This is a genomic window from Streptomyces dangxiongensis (genome assembly GCF_003675325.1).
GTDB lineage: Bacteria > Actinomycetota > Actinomycetes > Streptomycetales > Streptomycetaceae > Streptomyces > Streptomyces dangxiongensis.
On sequence record NZ_CP033073.1, the window covers coordinates 6,793,906 to 6,808,781 of the forward strand.

At 72.3% G+C, this 14,876-nt stretch carries 15 protein-coding genes and 2 pseudogenes; 11 read left to right on the top strand and 6 right to left on the bottom strand.

Going from position 1 to position 14,876, the window contains the following annotated elements:
* Positions 1 to 87: 87 nt before the first annotated feature.
* Positions 88 to 351, top strand: a pseudogene (gene tpg / locus D9753_RS39475) (telomere-protecting terminal protein Tpg); the annotation flags it as partial.
* A 36-nt stretch (positions 352 to 387) separates the two neighbouring features.
* Here tpg and D9753_RS30795 read toward each other — a convergent pair.
* Entirely contained in the window at positions 388 to 726 is a 339-nt protein-coding gene (locus D9753_RS30795) for an STAS domain-containing protein (RefSeq protein ID WP_121789971.1), read from the bottom strand.
* 443 nt (positions 727 to 1,169) lie between these two features.
* Between D9753_RS30795 and D9753_RS30800 the strand changes: the two are divergent.
* The 8 genes and pseudogenes from D9753_RS30800 to D9753_RS30835 all read left to right on the top strand — a co-directional run.
* Positions 1,170 to 1,312, top strand: a pseudogene (locus tag D9753_RS30800) (helix-turn-helix domain-containing protein); the annotation flags it as partial.
* Positions 1,313 to 1,519: 207 nt separating this feature from the next.
* Entirely contained in the window at positions 1,520 to 2,182 is a 663-nt protein-coding gene (locus D9753_RS30805) for a hypothetical protein (protein WP_121789972.1), read from the top strand.
* Positions 2,183 to 2,591: 409 nt separating this feature from the next.
* On the top strand, positions 2,592 to 3,557 hold the full coding sequence (locus tag D9753_RS30810) for a cyclase family protein (protein WP_240468328.1): 966 nt from the start codon (positions 2,592 to 2,594) through the stop codon (positions 3,555 to 3,557).
* 111 nt (positions 3,558 to 3,668) lie between these two features.
* Entirely contained in the window at positions 3,669 to 5,249 is a 1,581-nt protein-coding gene (locus D9753_RS30815) for a GMC oxidoreductase (RefSeq protein WP_394346773.1), read from the top strand.
* A 167-nt stretch (positions 5,250 to 5,416) separates the two neighbouring features.
* On the top strand, positions 5,417 to 6,256 hold the full coding sequence (locus tag D9753_RS30820; RefSeq protein ID WP_240468329.1) for an SDR family oxidoreductase: 840 nt from the start codon (positions 5,417 to 5,419) through the stop codon (positions 6,254 to 6,256).
* Positions 6,257 to 6,292: 36 nt separating this feature from the next.
* A complete protein-coding gene (locus tag D9753_RS30825) occupies positions 6,293 to 7,720 on the top strand; it encodes a cytochrome ubiquinol oxidase subunit I (protein ID WP_121789974.1) in 1,428 nt (475 codons plus the stop codon).
* On the top strand, positions 7,717 to 8,757 hold the full coding sequence (locus D9753_RS30830; RefSeq protein WP_121789975.1) for a cytochrome d ubiquinol oxidase subunit II: 1,041 nt from the start codon (positions 7,717 to 7,719) through the stop codon (positions 8,755 to 8,757). The genes D9753_RS30825 and D9753_RS30830 overlap by 4 nt, the downstream gene beginning before the upstream one ends.
* Positions 8,758 to 8,805: 48 nt before the next feature.
* A complete protein-coding gene (locus tag D9753_RS30835) occupies positions 8,806 to 9,018 on the top strand; it encodes a hypothetical protein (protein ID WP_121789976.1) in 213 nt (70 codons plus the stop codon).
* A 136-nt stretch (positions 9,019 to 9,154) separates the two neighbouring features.
* Here D9753_RS30835 and D9753_RS30840 read toward each other — a convergent pair whose 3' ends face one another.
* A complete protein-coding gene (locus tag D9753_RS30840) occupies positions 9,155 to 9,673 on the bottom strand; it encodes a gluconokinase (RefSeq protein WP_240468504.1) in 519 nt (172 codons plus the stop codon).
* A 297-nt stretch (positions 9,674 to 9,970) separates the two neighbouring features.
* On the opposite strand from D9753_RS30840, the gene D9753_RS36765 reads away from it, so the two are divergent.
* A complete protein-coding gene (locus tag D9753_RS36765) occupies positions 9,971 to 10,306 on the top strand; it encodes a hypothetical protein (RefSeq protein WP_163010837.1) in 336 nt (111 codons plus the stop codon).
* A 222-nt stretch (positions 10,307 to 10,528) separates the two neighbouring features.
* Here D9753_RS36765 and D9753_RS30850 read toward each other — a convergent pair whose 3' ends face one another.
* From D9753_RS30850 to D9753_RS30865, 4 genes are all read right to left on the bottom strand, one after another.
* Complete coding sequence (locus D9753_RS30850; RefSeq protein ID WP_121789978.1) at positions 10,529 to 11,311, bottom strand: ABC transporter permease; 783 nt, start codon at positions 11,309 to 11,311, stop codon at positions 10,529 to 10,531.
* Positions 11,308 to 12,312 carry an ATP-binding cassette domain-containing protein gene (locus D9753_RS30855; RefSeq protein WP_121789979.1) on the bottom strand — a complete coding sequence of 335 codons (1,005 nt, stop codon included), beginning with the start codon at positions 12,310 to 12,312 and terminating at the stop codon, positions 11,308 to 11,310. The genes D9753_RS30850 and D9753_RS30855 overlap by 4 nt, the downstream gene beginning before the upstream one ends.
* An 80-nt stretch (positions 12,313 to 12,392) precedes the next feature.
* Positions 12,393 to 13,238 carry a DUF4097 family beta strand repeat-containing protein gene (locus tag D9753_RS30860; protein ID WP_121789980.1) on the bottom strand — a complete coding sequence of 282 codons (846 nt, stop codon included), beginning with the start codon at positions 13,236 to 13,238 and terminating at the stop codon, positions 12,393 to 12,395.
* A gap of 90 nt (positions 13,239 to 13,328) precedes the next feature.
* Positions 13,329 to 13,847, bottom strand: coding sequence for a toxin-antitoxin system HicB family antitoxin (locus tag D9753_RS30865; protein WP_121789981.1), 519 nt, complete (start codon positions 13,845 to 13,847; stop codon positions 13,329 to 13,331).
* A gap of 616 nt (positions 13,848 to 14,463) precedes the next feature.
* On the opposite strand from D9753_RS30865, the gene D9753_RS30870 reads away from it, so the two are divergent.
* Positions 14,464 to 14,808 (top strand): MerR family transcriptional regulator, encoded by a 345-nt coding sequence (locus D9753_RS30870; protein WP_121789982.1) that lies wholly within the window; start codon positions 14,464 to 14,466, stop codon positions 14,806 to 14,808.
* The last annotated feature ends 68 nt before the right edge of the window (positions 14,809 to 14,876 follow it).

Consider the following 14,876-nt stretch of genomic DNA (forward strand, 5'->3'; position numbering starts at 1 on the left):
GCCCGGCCGGCACGCGCTCGGTCCTCGCCACCACGCGAGTTCGGCCAGTTCGGTCCGCCACCGATTCACGATGCGCATGGCGCCCAGATGTACGAAGGCGTCAGGGACCAGATCCGCCGGCCTCGCCCGGACCGGACGCAGCGTCCGGCCGACGCCGTCCGGGCCCGCCGGCAGCCCCGTACCCGCGAGCAGACTCGCCTTCAGGCCGCCACGGGTACCGGTCCGGTGATCGCCGCCCGGGCCCGGTTCGGGTTGACCGCGGCGCCCGGGACCACCGATGACGCTCGCCCGCGTCATCTCACCCTCGCGCTGCCGCCCGACTACGCGGCCCGCCTGTTCGACGCCCAGCGGGCCGGCGCGTGCAGGAGCTGGGCCGCAGGGCGGTTGTCAGTCATCGAGCAGGGTGGCCGGTGTGTCGGGAAGCAGGCGGGCGAGTTCGAGGGCGGGGTTCACTTCGGCGGCGAGGACCAGCAGCCGCAGCGGCTGGGGCGCAAGGTTCGTCACTGTCGTCTTGCGGGGCGGGCCCTCTTGTGACGGCTGTTCGAAGAGCAGGTGGAGGCCGGCGACGTCCATGAAGCGGGCGTCGTGCAGGTCCCAGACGAGCTCGGTCACACTCGGCGGCAGCCCCGCGGCGGTGGCACGGAGCGTGGGCAGGGTGCTGTGGTCGATCTCTCCGTGCACGGTGATCCGGGCGGCAGTGCCGTCGATTCTCGTGGTGATGCGCATGGCGGGCGAGCCCCCTTCTAGGGGGTGATGAGCCCAAAGGCGTAGCGCCCTCTGAGAGGGGGCGGCCGACGATGGCTGGGAGCTGGATGCCCTGGAAGGGGGCAACGCCCAGAACCCAAAAGCCGGCACTCGCGGTGCCGGCCGGTCTCGTGTCCACTCATCATCGCACGGCGAACCCGTTCGGGCCCTACGCGGACGCCTGCGCACGCACACCGTGGTATCGCGCCTGCTGCGCGGAGGCGGCCGTGATCGGCACATGCACCAGCAGAAGGCGTCGGACCGGACCGGGCAGGGCGGTCAGGGGTTCAGGGCCTGCTCGGCGGTGGGGTGACGGGATGACGGTGTCGAGGCCGACCGGTTCCGGTCACGCCGCCGACGAACAGGTGGTGCCTTCTGGGTTCGGTGTGGATCGCGGCATCTGCGCCTACGCTCAGGAGGCCCTCGTGTCCCACCGTCATGCCCCGCTGACGCCGACGGGGCGACTGCGCCCGGCCCGGTGCTCGTGGACGACGGTTGACCGGTGCGCCGGGCTGCGGAACGCTTCCAGGTCAGCCACCCCACCGCCGCACGCTGGGCGAGCCGCTACGGGCGTACCCGGGTCGCACCTCCGCCGCCCCTGCGACGCGTCGGCGCTACACCGGGTCCGAGCACAGCAGCGCGGTCACCGAGGTGATCCCCGCCTGCCTCGGCGCGCATCCGCGACGGGCGGGGCGGGCACTCACCACGCCTGCACCCAGCCACACTGCCCGAAACCCAGGTCCTGACGCCGGTTGATCATTGGTACGGTCCCGGCATGGTCGAAGCACAGGGATCACCGGGCGCGCCGGTCACCGCGGCCGACGTCGAACACGCCGTCCGCCTGGCGCTGACCGCGCTGAGCGGGGCGGACGTACGGGACTGGGGTGTCAAGGCCGGTTCCCTGGAGTGGGACTGCTGGGAGACCGTCGAGCACCTCGCCGACGACCTGTTCTCCTACGCTGTCCAACTAGGACCGGAAAAGCCGCCGTTGCACACTCACGTCCCGCTCGCGTGGAGCCGGAAGAGGCCGGGCGGCCCGGCGAACGCCGTCTTCGCGGACCGCGGGGCCGGACCGGCCGGGCTGCTGCAGGTACTGGATGCCGGCGGCGCCCTGCTGACCGCGATCGTCCGCACCACACCGCCCACGGTCCGGGCGCACCACGTCTTCGGCCCGGCCGATCCCGAAGGCTTCGCCGCGATGGGGGTCGTCGAGACGCTGGTGCACACCCACGACGTCGCCGAGGGCCTGGACATCGACTGGATGCCGCCCGCCGGCCTGTGCGACCGCGTGCTGGCCCGGCTCTTCCCCGACGCCCCGACCGGCACCGACCGGTGGTCCACCCTCCTGTGGGCCACCGGTCGCGCGGAACTCCCCGGCCGGCCGCGCCTCACCGCGTGGCGCTGGCACGGAGCGCCCCGCGCCGACGGCAGGCCGTGAGGCCCTCGTCCGCGCCGCGGCGAGGGCCGGCGGACCGGACGGGGAGGCGGCCGTCGGCCGCAGCACGCGTCGATCGGTGGCGGCTCGCCGGCCGGTGACGGGAAGTGAAGGGCCCCCGGCTGTGAGCCGCACACCGGGTGGGACACCCGGGGTGCGCGGCCATCCGAACGGCCCTGCCGCCGGCTCCTGGCCGGCAGGGGCCGCTGACGGTGCCGGTGTCCGGCGGTGCCGCGATGACCCCATTGGCGGATACTCGAGAGTGTGGCCGGTTCATGACCGTCGAACCGCCGCCCGCCCGGCCGTGCCGTGCCGCCGGTGGGCGAGCCCGCCGGCGCCCCCGGGCCCAGCCCGCGGCCACCCGCGACGACAGGCCCGGACGCCGGCCGATGCGGACGAACGGGAGTGGTGGATGACCCCGGACAGGCAGCCCGCGCCGGCGTACTCCGCGGCAGCGCGGCCCATGACCGAGGCGGCCTTCCGCGAGCTGTACCGCCGGCTGCGGGACCCGCCCCCGGAGGCCGGGGGACACCCGCGTGGTGCGCTTCACCGGCTCACGTCCGAGCGGGTGGTGGCAGCCGCCGCCGAAGTCCGCTGCGGACTCAGCGTGTCACTGGCCGCGCCCGTGGAGACCCGGGCCGGCCCGGACAGTCCGCAACCGGCGTCCCACCGGATGACGGCACCGACGACCCGGGAGAGCGTGGAGCACGGGCTCGCGTTCGCCCGCGACCGGTTCGCCATGAACGTGCACGGCGACACCGACAGCCACCTCGACGCGCTGTGCCATGTGATGTTCGACGGCGAGTTGTACGGCGGTGTCCCGGCCGGCACCGTGACACCGGACGGCGCCGGTGCGCTGACGCTCGACCTGGTGAGCGACGGCATCGTGGGCCGCGGTGTCCTGCTGGACGTGCCACGCCTGCGCGGTGTCCCGTGGCTCGAACCGGGGGACCAGGTGACCGCGGAGGATCTGGCCGCGGCCGAGACCGCGCAGCGGACGACGGTCGGGCCCGGTGATCTCCTGTTCGTGCGGCTCGGGCACCGGCTGCGGCGCCGGACCCTCGGCGCCTGGGACGTGACGCGGGCGAGGGCCGGCCTGCACCCGACGGCCATGACCTTCCCCGCCGAGAGGCAGGTGTCCGTCCTCGGATCGGACGGCAACAGCGACACGGCGCCCAGCGCGGTGACCGGGGTGCCGTTCCCCGTACACGTGCTGGCCGTCAACGCCATGGGGCTGCATCTGCTGGACTACCTGGACTTCGAGGCACTGGCCGCGGCATGCGAACGGCAGGGCCGCTGGCACTTCCTGTGCGTGGTCGCCCCGCTACGGCTCCCCGCGGCGACCGGCTCCCCGGTGAACCCGATCGCCGTTCTGTGACCACGCCGGCGCGCGCCCGGCTGGGGGTGCCGCGTGACCGGATGCCGCGTACGTTCGAAGGGAGGGGGCAGCAACGGCCGAATGCCCGTGAGCGCAAGGACGGTGGTCGCCTTGGACGCCCTACCCCCGTACGACGTCATCGTCATCGGGACCGGTGCCGGCGGTGGCACACTCGCCCACCGCCTCGCCCCGTCCGGCAAGCGGGTGCTCGTACTCGAACGCGGTGACTATCTGCCGCGCGAGCGCGACAACTGGGATTCCACGGCCGTGTTCGTCAAGGCCAAGTACCGGGCCCCGGAGTTCTGGCTCGACCGGCACGGCGACGAGTTCCCGCCCGAGGTGAACTACTACGTGGGCGGAAACACCAAGTTCTACGGCGCCGCGCTGTTCCGCCTGCGACCCGAGGACTTCGGCGAACTGCGCCACCACGACGGCACATCGCCCGCCTGGCCCATCGATTACCAGGACCTGGAGCCGTACTACACCGAGGCCGAGCACCTCTACCTGGTGCACGGCCGCCACGGCGAGGACCCGTCGGAAGGGACGAGCAGCGCACAGTACGCCTACCCGCCGGTCGAACACGCGCCCCGCATCCAGCAGTTGAGCCTGGACCTGGAGAAGCAGGGACTGCACCCCTTCCACCTGCCGATCGGGGTCGACCTCACGCAGGACGAGTCCGGCCGCGCCACGCACACGAGTGCCTGCATCCGCTGCAACCGGGTGGACGGCTTCCCGTGTCTGCTCCTCGCCAAGTCCGACGCCCAGGTGATCTGCGTGGAGCCGGCGCTCCGCCACCCGAACGTCGAGATGATCACCAACGCGCGGGTGACGCGGCTGGAGACCGATCCCACCGGCCGCAGCGTCAGCACGGTCGTCGCCCGGCTCCCGGGCGAGGACGAGGCCCGCTTCTCGGCCGACATCGTCGTGGTGGCCTGCGGTGCCGTCAACTCCGCCGCGCTGCTGCTCGCCTCGGCCGACGACCGGCACCCGAGCGGGCTGGCGAACAGCTCGGACGTGGTCGGCCGGCACTACATGCGCCACAACAACCTCGCGCTGATGGCCGTCTCGAAGGAGCCCAACGACACCCAGTTCCAGAAGACCCTCGCCCTGCACGACTGGTACGTGGGCGCGGACGACTGGGACTACCCCCTCGGCGGGATCCAGATGCTCGGCAAGTCCGACGCCGAGCAGATCCACGGCGAGGCCCCGCGCTGGGCCGGCTCGGTGGCCCCGGACATGCCCTTCGAAGTCCTGGCCCACCACGCCGTCGATTTCTGGCTGTGCGGGGAGGACCTGCCGCAGGCCGGCAACCGGGTGACGCTGGAGGGCGACGGCCGTATCCGGCTCACGCTGGACGAGGGCAACAACACCGCGGGCCTGAAGCGGCTGAGGCACAAGCTCCAGCACATGCTCGGTCCCCTGGGCATGCACGAGCACCGCCTGCTGTCCCGGAGCATCTACCTGCACAAGGGCATGCCGATCGGCGCCACCGCACACCAGGCCGGCACGGTGCGTTTCGGGACCGACCCCGCGTCCTCGGCGCTGGACGTCCACTGCAAGGCCCACGACCTGGACAACCTGTACGTCGTGGACACGAGTTTCTTCCCGAGCATCGGCGCGGTCAATCCGTCCCTGACGGCCATCGCCAACGCGCTCCGCGTGGGTGACCACCTGCTGGAGCGGCTCGGCTGACCCGCGGCCCGCCGGGCCGCGCCCCCGAGCGGACGAAGCTCCTCCGCCGAGCAGCGCAACGCGCTCCGCCCCGGTGTGCGACCGTCCCTCCACGGTGCTTGTCTGACGACTGAACCCTCCGGGCCCCGGCCCGGCCGGCCGGGCGAGCAGTGGAGGAGCGGGACATCGTGAGTTCCACCGAAGGAGCACCGCGGGGTGTGGTCGCCGCACGCCTGCTGAAGGGGCAGAAGGCACTGGTCACCGGCGCGAACTCCGGGATCGGCAGGGCGACGGCCGTCGCGCTGGGCAGGGCCGGGGCCGACGTCGTGGTGAACTACGTGGCCGGCCGCGAGGAGGCGGAGCGGGTGGTCGAGGAGATCACCGCCCTCGGCGTGCGGGCCATGGCCCACGAGGCGGACGTGTCCGACGAGGACCAGGTCGTCGCCATGATGAACCGCATGGTCCAGGAGTTCGGCACGATCGACATCCTGGTCGCCAACGCCGGGATGCAGCGCGACGCCCCGTTCGTCGAGATGACCCTCGCCGAGTGGCAGAAGGTCCTGGACGTCAATCTCACCGGCCAGTTCCTCTGCGCCCGCGAGGCGACCAAGGAGTTCCTGCGGCGCGGTGTCGTCCCCGAGGTGTCGCGCGCGGCCGGGAAGATCATCTGCATGAGCTCGGTGCACCAGATCATCCCGTGGACCGGTCACGTCAACTACGCGTCGTCCAAGGGCGGCGTCCAGATGATGATGGCGACGCTGGCCCAGGAACTCGCCCCGCACAAGATCCGCGTCAACGCGGTCGCCCCGGGCGCCATCAAGACCCCGATCAACCGCAGTGCCTGGGAGACGGCCGAGGCGCGGGAGGAGCTCATGCGGCTGATCCCCTACGACCGCGTCGGTGACCCCGACGACATCGCCAACGCGGTCGTCGGCCTCGCCTCCGACCTCATGGACTACGTCGTCGGGACCACGCTGTACGTCGACGGCGGCATGACCCTCTTCCCCGGCTTCGCCACCGGCGGCTGATCCACCTCATCGGCGTCGGCCCCGGGAGAGAGCCACATGCACACGGTCCTGCTGCTGGCGGACGCCCCGCCACAGACACTGCCGGCCAGATCGATGATGGCCTTCACCCTGGCCTCCCACATCATCCTGGTCCCCCTGGGCGTCGCGCTGCCCCTGATCACGCTCATCATGCACGGCCACGGTCTGCGCCGGAACGATCCGACCGCCCTGCTGCTCGCCCGGCGCTGGTCCGCGGTCATGGCGGTCCAGTTCGCGATCGGCGTCGTCACCGGCACCGTGCTGTCCTTCGAGTTCGGGCTGCTCTGGCCGGGCATGATGGGCCGGTGGGGCGATGTCTTCGGCATCGGGTTCGGGGTGGAGGCCTGGGCGTTCTTCCTGGAGGCCGTGCTCATCGCCGTCTACCTCTACGGCTGGCGCAGACTCCCCGCCCGGACCCACTTCCTGCTCGGCCTGCCCCTGCCCCTCGCGGCCCTGCTCGGCGCCTTCGGCATCCTGGCCGCGAACTCGTGGATGAACACGCCGCGGGGCTTCAGCCTCGATCGCGCCGGCCACCCGGTCGACGTGAAGATCTGGAAGGCGATCTTCACTCCCATGTTCGGCCCGCAGTACTGGCACTTCGTCGTGGCGATGCTGGTCACGGCGGGTTACGTCGTCGCCGGCGTCTACGCCGTCGGCTGGCTGCGCGGCCGCCGGGACCGCTACCACCGGCTCGGCTTCACCGTCCCGTTCACGCTCGCCGCGGTGTTCACGCCCGTGCAGTTCGTGCTCGGCGACTCCATCGCCCGGCAGGTCTTCCACAAGCAGCCGGTGAAGTTCGCCGCCATGGAGATCGTCTGGAAGACCGACACGCACCAGCCGGAGTACCTCTTCGGCCGGCTGCATCCGAACGGGAGCATCTCCGGCGGCATCCGCATTCCCCAGCTCGACTCGATCCTCGCCGGGTTCCGTCCCGACACCAAGGTGACCGGGCTGACGTCCGTGTCCGCCGCCGACCGGCCGACGGCCACCCAGGCCACCATCGCCCACTGGGCCTTCGACACCATGGTCGGCATCGGCTCCGTACTGGTGCTGCTCGCGCTCTGGTACGCCGCCCTCTGGGTGCTGCGCCGCAGGCTGCCGGCCTCACCCTGGTTCTTCCGGTGCGCGGCCGTCGCCGGCGTCGCCTCCGTCGTGGCCGTCGAGTGCGGCTGGATCACCACCGAGGTGGGCCGCCAGCCGTGGATCGTGTACCAGAACATGCGGGTCGCGGACGCCGTGACGGCGACGCGTCCCACCAGTCTGTGGATCATGCTGGGGCTGATCGTCCTGGTGTACGTCCTCGTCTTCGGGTCGTTCCTCGTGGTGCTCCTGCGCATGCGTTCGCGCTGGCGGCTCGCCGACCGGACGGACGCCCCGCGGCCACCGCAGGAGCCACCGGAGACGGACACCCCGTACGGGCCGCGCTCCGCCGGGAGCCGGCTGTGATCGCCGGGGTGATCGCCGTCGTCCTGCTGCTCGCGGTCGCCGCCTACGCCTGCGGCGGCGGCACCGACTACGGAGCCGGCTTCTGGGACCTGACCGCGGGCGGGGCGGAGCGCGGCAGACGCCCGCGATGGCTGATCGACCACGCGATGGAGCCCGTGTGGGAGGTCAACAACGTCTGGCTGATCTTCGTGCTGGTCATCATGTGGACGGGCTTCCCCGTCCTCTTCCAGCGGGTGTTCACCACCATGTGGCTGCCCCTGGCGCTGGCCGCCGTGGGCATCGTGCTGCGCGGCGCCGGCTTCGCCCTGCGCAGGCCCGCCCGGCGGCTGTCCGGCCGCCGGCTGTACGGCGCGGTGTTCGCAGTCTCCTCGCTGCTGACCCCGTTCTTCCTGGGGGCCGCGGCCGGCGGGGTGGCCTCGGGCCGGGTGACCTCCGCGGCCACGGCGTCGACGGACGCCTGGGCCAATCCCACCTCCCTGCTGTTCGGTCTGCTCGCCGTCGCGGCCACGGCGGTGCTCGGCGCGGTCTTCCTCGCCGCGGACGCCCGCCGCTTCGCCGCGCCGGACCTGCACGGCTACTTCCGGCGCAGGGCGCTCGGCGCGCTGGCCGTCCTCGCCGTCCTCGCCGTGATCACCCTGGTCGTCACCCACGGGGACGCGCCCCACGTGTGGCACGGGCTGACGCACGGCGTGGGGCTCTTCTTCGTGGTCGTGGCGGCACTGTGCACGCTCGCCACCGCGTGGCTGCTGACGCGCTCCTCGGGAGCCTTGTCGCGGGTGCCCGCGGTCGGCGTGGTCGCGTCGGCCGTCATCGCCTGGGGCATGGCACAGCGCCCCTACCTCGTCCCGACCTCCCTCACCGTCGCCGAGGGCGCCGGCGCGCACACCACACTGCGCTGGCTCGGGCTGGTGAGCCTGGTGGCGGTCGTGCTCGTCGTACCGGCGGTCGCCCTGCTGTACTGGCTGGACACGCACGGCGAGCTGGAGGGCCTCACCGACGCCGACCTGCGGCCCGGTGGCGCGGGTGAGGAGAGCTGACGCCGTGGCGACGGCGCTCCGGGGAGCGCACCGGGGGCCGGGAGCCGGGTGACCGAGGACGAGATCCTGCTGGGCTTCGGCCTGACCGTGGCCCTCGCCGTCGGGTGCCAGACCCTCGCGAGCCGGCTGCGCGTCCCGGGCCTGGTCCTGCTGCTGCCGGCGGGATTCGCCGCCGGCGCGATCACCGACGACGTCCATCCCGACCGGCTCCCGGACCGGGACCGGGACCGCGACCGCCTCGGCACCCGTCCGAGGAGGTAGGAGACCGACCCGACGGGCCGGCAACTGGGTGATTTCCCGCAGGCGTTCACCCATCTCGCACGGACGAACCGCGCATCAGCCGGCCGCCACGCCGCGGCTTCGCCGCTCCGGCCTTTCGGCCGGGCCACGACCCGCTCTACCGGTCCGGCCCGGACACGGCCCGCAGCGCGGCCGCCAGGACCTGCGCCGGACTGCCGGACGCGTCCACGGTGACGCCCGGTTCGTCGTCGCGCAGCGGCTCCAGGGCGTCGTACTGCGAGTCGAGCAACCTCACCGGCATGAAGTGCGCCGTGCGGCGCGCCATCCGCTCCAGGGCCACCTCACGGTCGAGGGCGAGATACACGAACCACACGTCCGCTCCCGTGCGCCGGAACCGGTCGCGGTAGGCGCGTCTGAGCGCGGAACAGGCGGCGACACCGCCGTGCCCACCCGACGCGGTGGTGCGGATCCATTCCGCGACCGACGCCAGCCAGACCCCCCGGTCGGCGTCGTCCAGCGGGCATCCGGACGCCATCTTGGCGCGGTTCGCCGCGGAGTGCAGGTCGTCGCCCTCCAGGAACGGCACCCCGAGGCGGCTCGCGAGCCGGGCGGCGACGGTGGACTTGCCGGACCCGGCCACGCCCATCACGACCACCACGCGCGGGCCACCGGCCACTGCGGCCAACAGGCCTCCCTGAGGTGAGAACGGAACGGTGGCACACGTCCACTATCGCCCCGCACCGCGCGCCGCGCCGCCTGTGCGAACCGTGCCCCGCGTCCGGTGGCACGCGCCCGGCCGGGACGCCCGGACAGCCTCCTGCCGGCCATCGAGCGACACGTCGGCCCCCCGCGGCCGCGGGCCGCCTCCGCCCTCCGGCACCGTGCGGACCTGCTCGCCGAGCGGTTCCGGCGGATCGGGCGGACACTGTCCGTACGGCATTCCGGCAGCTCACCGCCCGTCACAGGAGGCCTGATGCCCGCGTCACGGTTCATGGCCGCCCTCGGCGGCACTGCCCTGCTGGGCATCGCGCTCACCGCCTGCCAGGACCAGGCATCCGGTCAGATCGTGATGCGGAACGGCGCCCGGCACGTGGAGACCATCTCGAACGTGTCCGTCCACGGGTGTCATCGTCTCCGCGAAGGCGTGACCCACGTCGACAACTACACCCAGAACAGCCTGCTCATGTACGTGACGCCCGACTGCACCGTGCCGCCGGGCGGCCAGAGCATCTACCTGGACGGGGTGTCGTCGGACATCGCCGTCCGGTCCAACGGCCTGTGGCGCAGCTTCTCGTTCGCCCCCGGATGACGCCGGGGACTCACCGGTTCTCCAGGCCGTCGTCGCCGTGCAGCATCTTCCGGATACGGGTGCGGTGCAGCACGTACAGAGCGGCGAAGAGGACACCGGCCTGCACGCCAGGGCGAGCAGCCGGTGTCGGCGGGCACGAGCCGGCCGGAGTGCCACAACTCCCGTGCGAGCCGCTGCCGTTCACCGGCCCCGACGGCTGAGGGAGTGGCCGGGGCGCGGCTCTCAGCGCTTGGTGGTGCTGTTGAACAGCGAACGGCACCAGACGTAGCCGACCAGCGCGATGCCGGCGCACCAGCCGAGCGAGATCCAGCCGTCGGCGCCGATCTCCGAGCCGGAGAGCAGGCCGCGCAGTGTCTCGGTCATCGGCGTGAACGGCTGGTACTCGGCGAACCAGCGCAGGCCCGGTGACATCGAGTCGGCCGGCACGAACGCGGAGCCGAGGAACGGCAGGAACTGGACCAGCAGTGGCTTGTTGCTCGCGGACTCGACGGTCTTGGAGATCAGGCCGAACGCCGCCGCGAGCCAGGTCACCGCGAAGGCGATGGCCGCGAGGAGACCGGCGGCGGCGAGCCACTCCAGCGGACTCGCGTCCGACCGGAAACCGAGGGCGAGCGCCACCGCCACGACCAGGACGACACTCACCATCGTCTGGATGACGCTGCCGATCACATGTCCGGTCATGAACGACGACCGCGTGATGTTCATGGTGCGGAAGCGGTTGATGATGCCCTCGGTCATGTCGGAACAGACCGCGATCGAGGTGGACATCGCCCCGGCCGCCACCCCCATGACGACGATGCCGGGCGTCAGGTACTCCAGGTAGGCGTCCCGGCCGCCGCCCATTCCGGCTCCGATGGAGTCCCCGAAGGCGTAGACGAACAGCAGCAGCATCAGGACCGGGAGCATGGAGGCCCCGAGCGACACGGCCGGATAGCGGAGCGCGTGCCTGAGGTTGCGACGCAGCATCGTCATCGAGTCGTGCACGGCGTAGGTGAGGGCGCTCATCGCAGGGTCTCCTTGAGGTGCGGCGGGGTGCTGGTGCCGGCCCCGGTGGTGCCGTCGCCGGTCAGGGTGAGGAACACGTCGTCGAGGTCGGGGGTGTGCACGGAGAGGTCGGCGGCGCGGACACCGGCGGTGTCGAGCCGGTCGAGCAGGGCGCGCAGCGCGTCGAGGCCGCCGTCGCCCGCCACGCGCACGGCGAGGTTCTCGTCGTCACGGACCGCGCCGGGGAAGGCGGTGGCCGCGCGCTCGTACTCGGCGGGGTCGGTGAACCGCAGCCGTACGTGGCTGCCGGGGATCTGCGCCTTGAGTTCGTCGGCGGTGCCCTCGGCGACGATCCGGCCGCCGTCGAGCACGGCGATCCGGTCGGCCAACTGGTCGGCCTCCTCCAGGTACTGGGTGGTGAGGAAGACGGTGGTGCCGCCCGCGACCAGTGCGCGGACCGTGTCCCACATGGTGCGGCGGCTGCGTGGGTCGAGCCCCGTGGTCGGCTCGTCCAGGAAGATCACCTGAGGGTCGCCGACCAGCGTCATGGCGAGGTCGAGCCGGCGCCGCATACCGCCGGAGAAGGTCGCGGCCCGCTTGTGGGCGACGTCCGCGATGTCGAACCGCCGGAGCAACTCCCGGGCACGGGACCGTCCTTCCCGCTTGCCGAGGCGCAGCAGGTCGGCCATGAGGATCAGGTTCTCCTCGGCGGTGAGCAGGTCGTCGAGCGCGGCGAACTGCCCGGTGACACCGATCGCGGCGCGCACCCCGTCCGGTGACGTGGCGATGTCGTGGCCCGCGACCTGGGCCTGGCCGCCGTCGGCGGCGATGAGCGTGGACAGGATCTGCACAGTGGTGGTCTTGCCGGCGCCGTTGGGCCCGAGCAGCGCGAACACCGACCCGGCCGGGATGCGCAGATCGATGCCGTCGAGCACGGTTCTGCCGCCGTACGACTTGCGCAGACCGACGACGGAGACGGCGGGGGGCGACTGGGGACCGTCGCCCCGCATGGACGTGGGCATGACAGATGAAGGCATGGAGCCCTCCCGTTCGGAGGCTGACGTGACGGTGGGGGAGTGGGCGAGTGCGCGGGGCCCGGTCCTCAGGAGCGGGCGCGGCGCACGTCGATGTTTCCGTAGCGGGTGCGGGCGCGGACCTCGACGGTGTCCTCCGACTTCCCCGGGGTGGCGGACGCGGTGAGCGTGTTGCGGACCTGCCCGTGCCCGGAGCTGACGTCCAGCCAGGCGGCGGTGCCCTCGCGGACACCGACCTCGATGGCGCCGTAGGACGTCTCCAACTGGACTGTCCCGCGCGCGACTTCGACGACACGCAGGGTTCCGTGGGCGGTGGTGGCGACGACCGGGCCCTCGGCGCGCGCGATGTCGATGTCACCGTTGGCGCCGCTCACCCGCAGCTCGCCGCTCGCGGCGCCGACGGTCGTGGTGCCGTGCGAGTTCTTCAGGACGGCGGGGCCGTCGACGGTGCCGACGCGCAGGCTGCCGGAGCTGGTGGCGATCTCGGCCGTGCCCTCGATCCGGTCGACGGTGATCGAGCCGTGGGAGGCGGTCAGGTGGAGCGGCCCGGTCGTGTCGAGGCGGACGTCACCGGACGAGGTCTTGACGCGCACCTCGCCGAGCCGGCCCTCACCGAGCACCTGCACCCAGGAGCCGGTCATGTCGACGTGCGAGCCCGTGGGCAGTTCGACCGTCACGTCGACGGTGCCGGCGCGCCCGACGAGACTGCGGTGCTTGGGCGTCCTGACCGTCAGGACGCCGCTCGCGTACGTGACCTCGGTCTGGGCCGCCGCCCGCACGTCCTGGTCCCGCTTCGGGTCGCGGGGGAGCACCTCGACGACCGTGTCGAGGCGGTCGCCCGCGGCGAACCGGATGGAACCCGCGTACACGTGGGCGGTGGCCGAAACCGGTTCGGGAGTGTCGAAAGAAGGCATGACTGTACCGTCCTCATGGGTCGTCGGATCGTTCCCGCTGGTGGGGCGTGGCGCGGGTGAAGTGGTGCCGGTGGAGCGGTGCGGGTGCGGTCAGCGCACCCAGCCCGTGAAGCTCTGGCCGATGGTGTGGGTCTTCTCCGGCGTCCGCGGTCGCGTGCCGCTGTCGACCGCGGCCGACACGGCCCGGACCAGCCACGCGTTGACCGACAGGCCCTCGCGGCTCGCGGCCTCCTCGGCGCGCGCCTTCAGCGGGGCCGGCAGACGCAGGTTGACGCGGGCGGTGCCGCCCTCCTCGGCGTCGGCGGGCGCCTGTGCCCTCGGCGCTTCGACGGGCCCGGCGACCGCTTCCGTGGCTCCGCCGTCGGTGGGCGGCGGTGTCACCACGAAGTCGGGGTCCAGCCCGCGCAGCCGTACGTCCACCGAACCGGGAGCGAGGTCGCGGGTGACTTCGTCCATCGCGGCGGACAGTACGTGGAGCATGGTCAGCCGGGTCGCCGACTCCAGGGGAGCGGTGAGCCGCTCGGCCAGCTCGCGGGCTTCTTCCCCGCCGGCCTCGGCGGCCACCGCGAGTTCCCGGTGCAGGGCTTCGACATACGGGGTGAGGTCCATGACGCCATCATGGCGCCATAGTGGTGCCATGCGCAAGTCCCGGTGGTGCCTCGCTTGACATGAATGTGGGAGCAGGGCGGTGCAGCGCCTGGTGGCGCCGGTTGGCGCCCAGGCAGTGCCAGGTGGCACCAATCTGGGCCGGGGGGAGCTTTCGGCCGTAGGTGTGACAGAAGTGTGAGCATGACACTGGGAGAAAAATCTGTCACGACGGAAGTAGACATTGCCCTGTCGCAGGGTTACTGTTGTCGACGAAGCCAAGAAGTCCACGTGGGCACGGCAGAGACGAACTGCCGTGCATGCAGGTCGAGCAGGACGCGACCCGAGAGGTCGCGGGCAGTACCCGCGGTATCCAGCAGTGATGAACCGAGTAAGAGTAAGGAGCAGACGCCATCAGGATCGCCCGGGCGAGGAAAGAGTCCGCCCGGGTACCGCAGGCCCCGGATTGGAAGGTGGTCCCCGGTCACGCATCCGCGATCCCCGCAGCCCCGCCCTCCCAGGCGGAGCCTGTGGACAGAGAACGCCGGCGAAGTCAGCCGGTAGATGGTGTTGAAAGCTCGGGGCCCGGGTGCCGTACGGCGCCCGGGCCCCCCGATGCGTCCCCGGGAAGAAGAGGTCTATGCCCCCTCGCAGTACCCGCGCCGTCGACACTCTCGACGATGACGACTACCCCGCCTACACGATGGGCCGGGCCGCCGACATGCTCGGCACCACTCCCGCCTTCCTCCGCGCACTGGGCGAACGCCGCCTGATCACCCCCCTGCGCTCCGAGGGCGGCCACCGCCGCTACTCCCGCTACCAACTGCGCGTCGCCGCCCGCGCGCGCGAACTCGTCGACCAGGGCACCCCCATCGAGGCCGCCTGCCGCATCGTCATCCTCGAGGACCAGCTCGAGGAGGCTCAGCGCATCAACGAGCAGTTGCGTGCCCGGGCCGGCGGGGCGCAGTCGAAGACCCTGGTCTGACCCGGACCTGCGAACCCCGGGCCCCGGCCGCCGGCAGGCAGACGCCACCCCCCGTCGGCAGCCGGGTC

Excerpts from the sequence above, each read along its gene's own strand:
- D9753_RS30795 (WP_121789971.1), bottom strand. The coding sequence starts at position 726 with ATGCGCATCACCACGAGAATCGACGGCACTGCCGCCCGGATCACCGTG.
- D9753_RS30805 (WP_121789972.1), top strand. The coding sequence starts at position 1,520 with ATGGTCGAAGCACAGGGATCACCGGGCGCGCCGGTCACCGCGGCCGAC.
- D9753_RS30810 (WP_240468328.1), top strand. The coding sequence starts at position 2,592 with ATGACCCCGGACAGGCAGCCCGCGCCGGCGTACTCCGCGGCAGCGCGG.
- D9753_RS30825 (WP_121789974.1), top strand. The coding sequence starts at position 6,293 with ATGCACACGGTCCTGCTGCTGGCGGACGCCCCGCCACAGACACTGCCG.
- D9753_RS36765 (WP_163010837.1), top strand. The coding sequence starts at position 9,971 with ATGCCCGCGTCACGGTTCATGGCCGCCCTCGGCGGCACTGCCCTGCTG.
- D9753_RS30850 (WP_121789978.1), bottom strand. The coding sequence starts at position 11,311 with ATGAGCGCCCTCACCTACGCCGTGCACGACTCGATGACGATGCTGCGT.
- D9753_RS30855 (WP_121789979.1), bottom strand. The coding sequence starts at position 12,312 with ATGCCCACGTCCATGCGGGGCGACGGTCCCCAGTCGCCCCCCGCCGTC.
- D9753_RS30860 (WP_121789980.1), bottom strand. The coding sequence starts at position 13,238 with ATGCCTTCTTTCGACACTCCCGAACCGGTTTCGGCCACCGCCCACGTG.
- D9753_RS30865 (WP_121789981.1), bottom strand. The coding sequence starts at position 13,847 with ATGGACCTCACCCCGTATGTCGAAGCCCTGCACCGGGAACTCGCGGTG.
- D9753_RS30870 (WP_121789982.1), top strand. The coding sequence starts at position 14,464 with ATGCCCCCTCGCAGTACCCGCGCCGTCGACACTCTCGACGATGACGAC.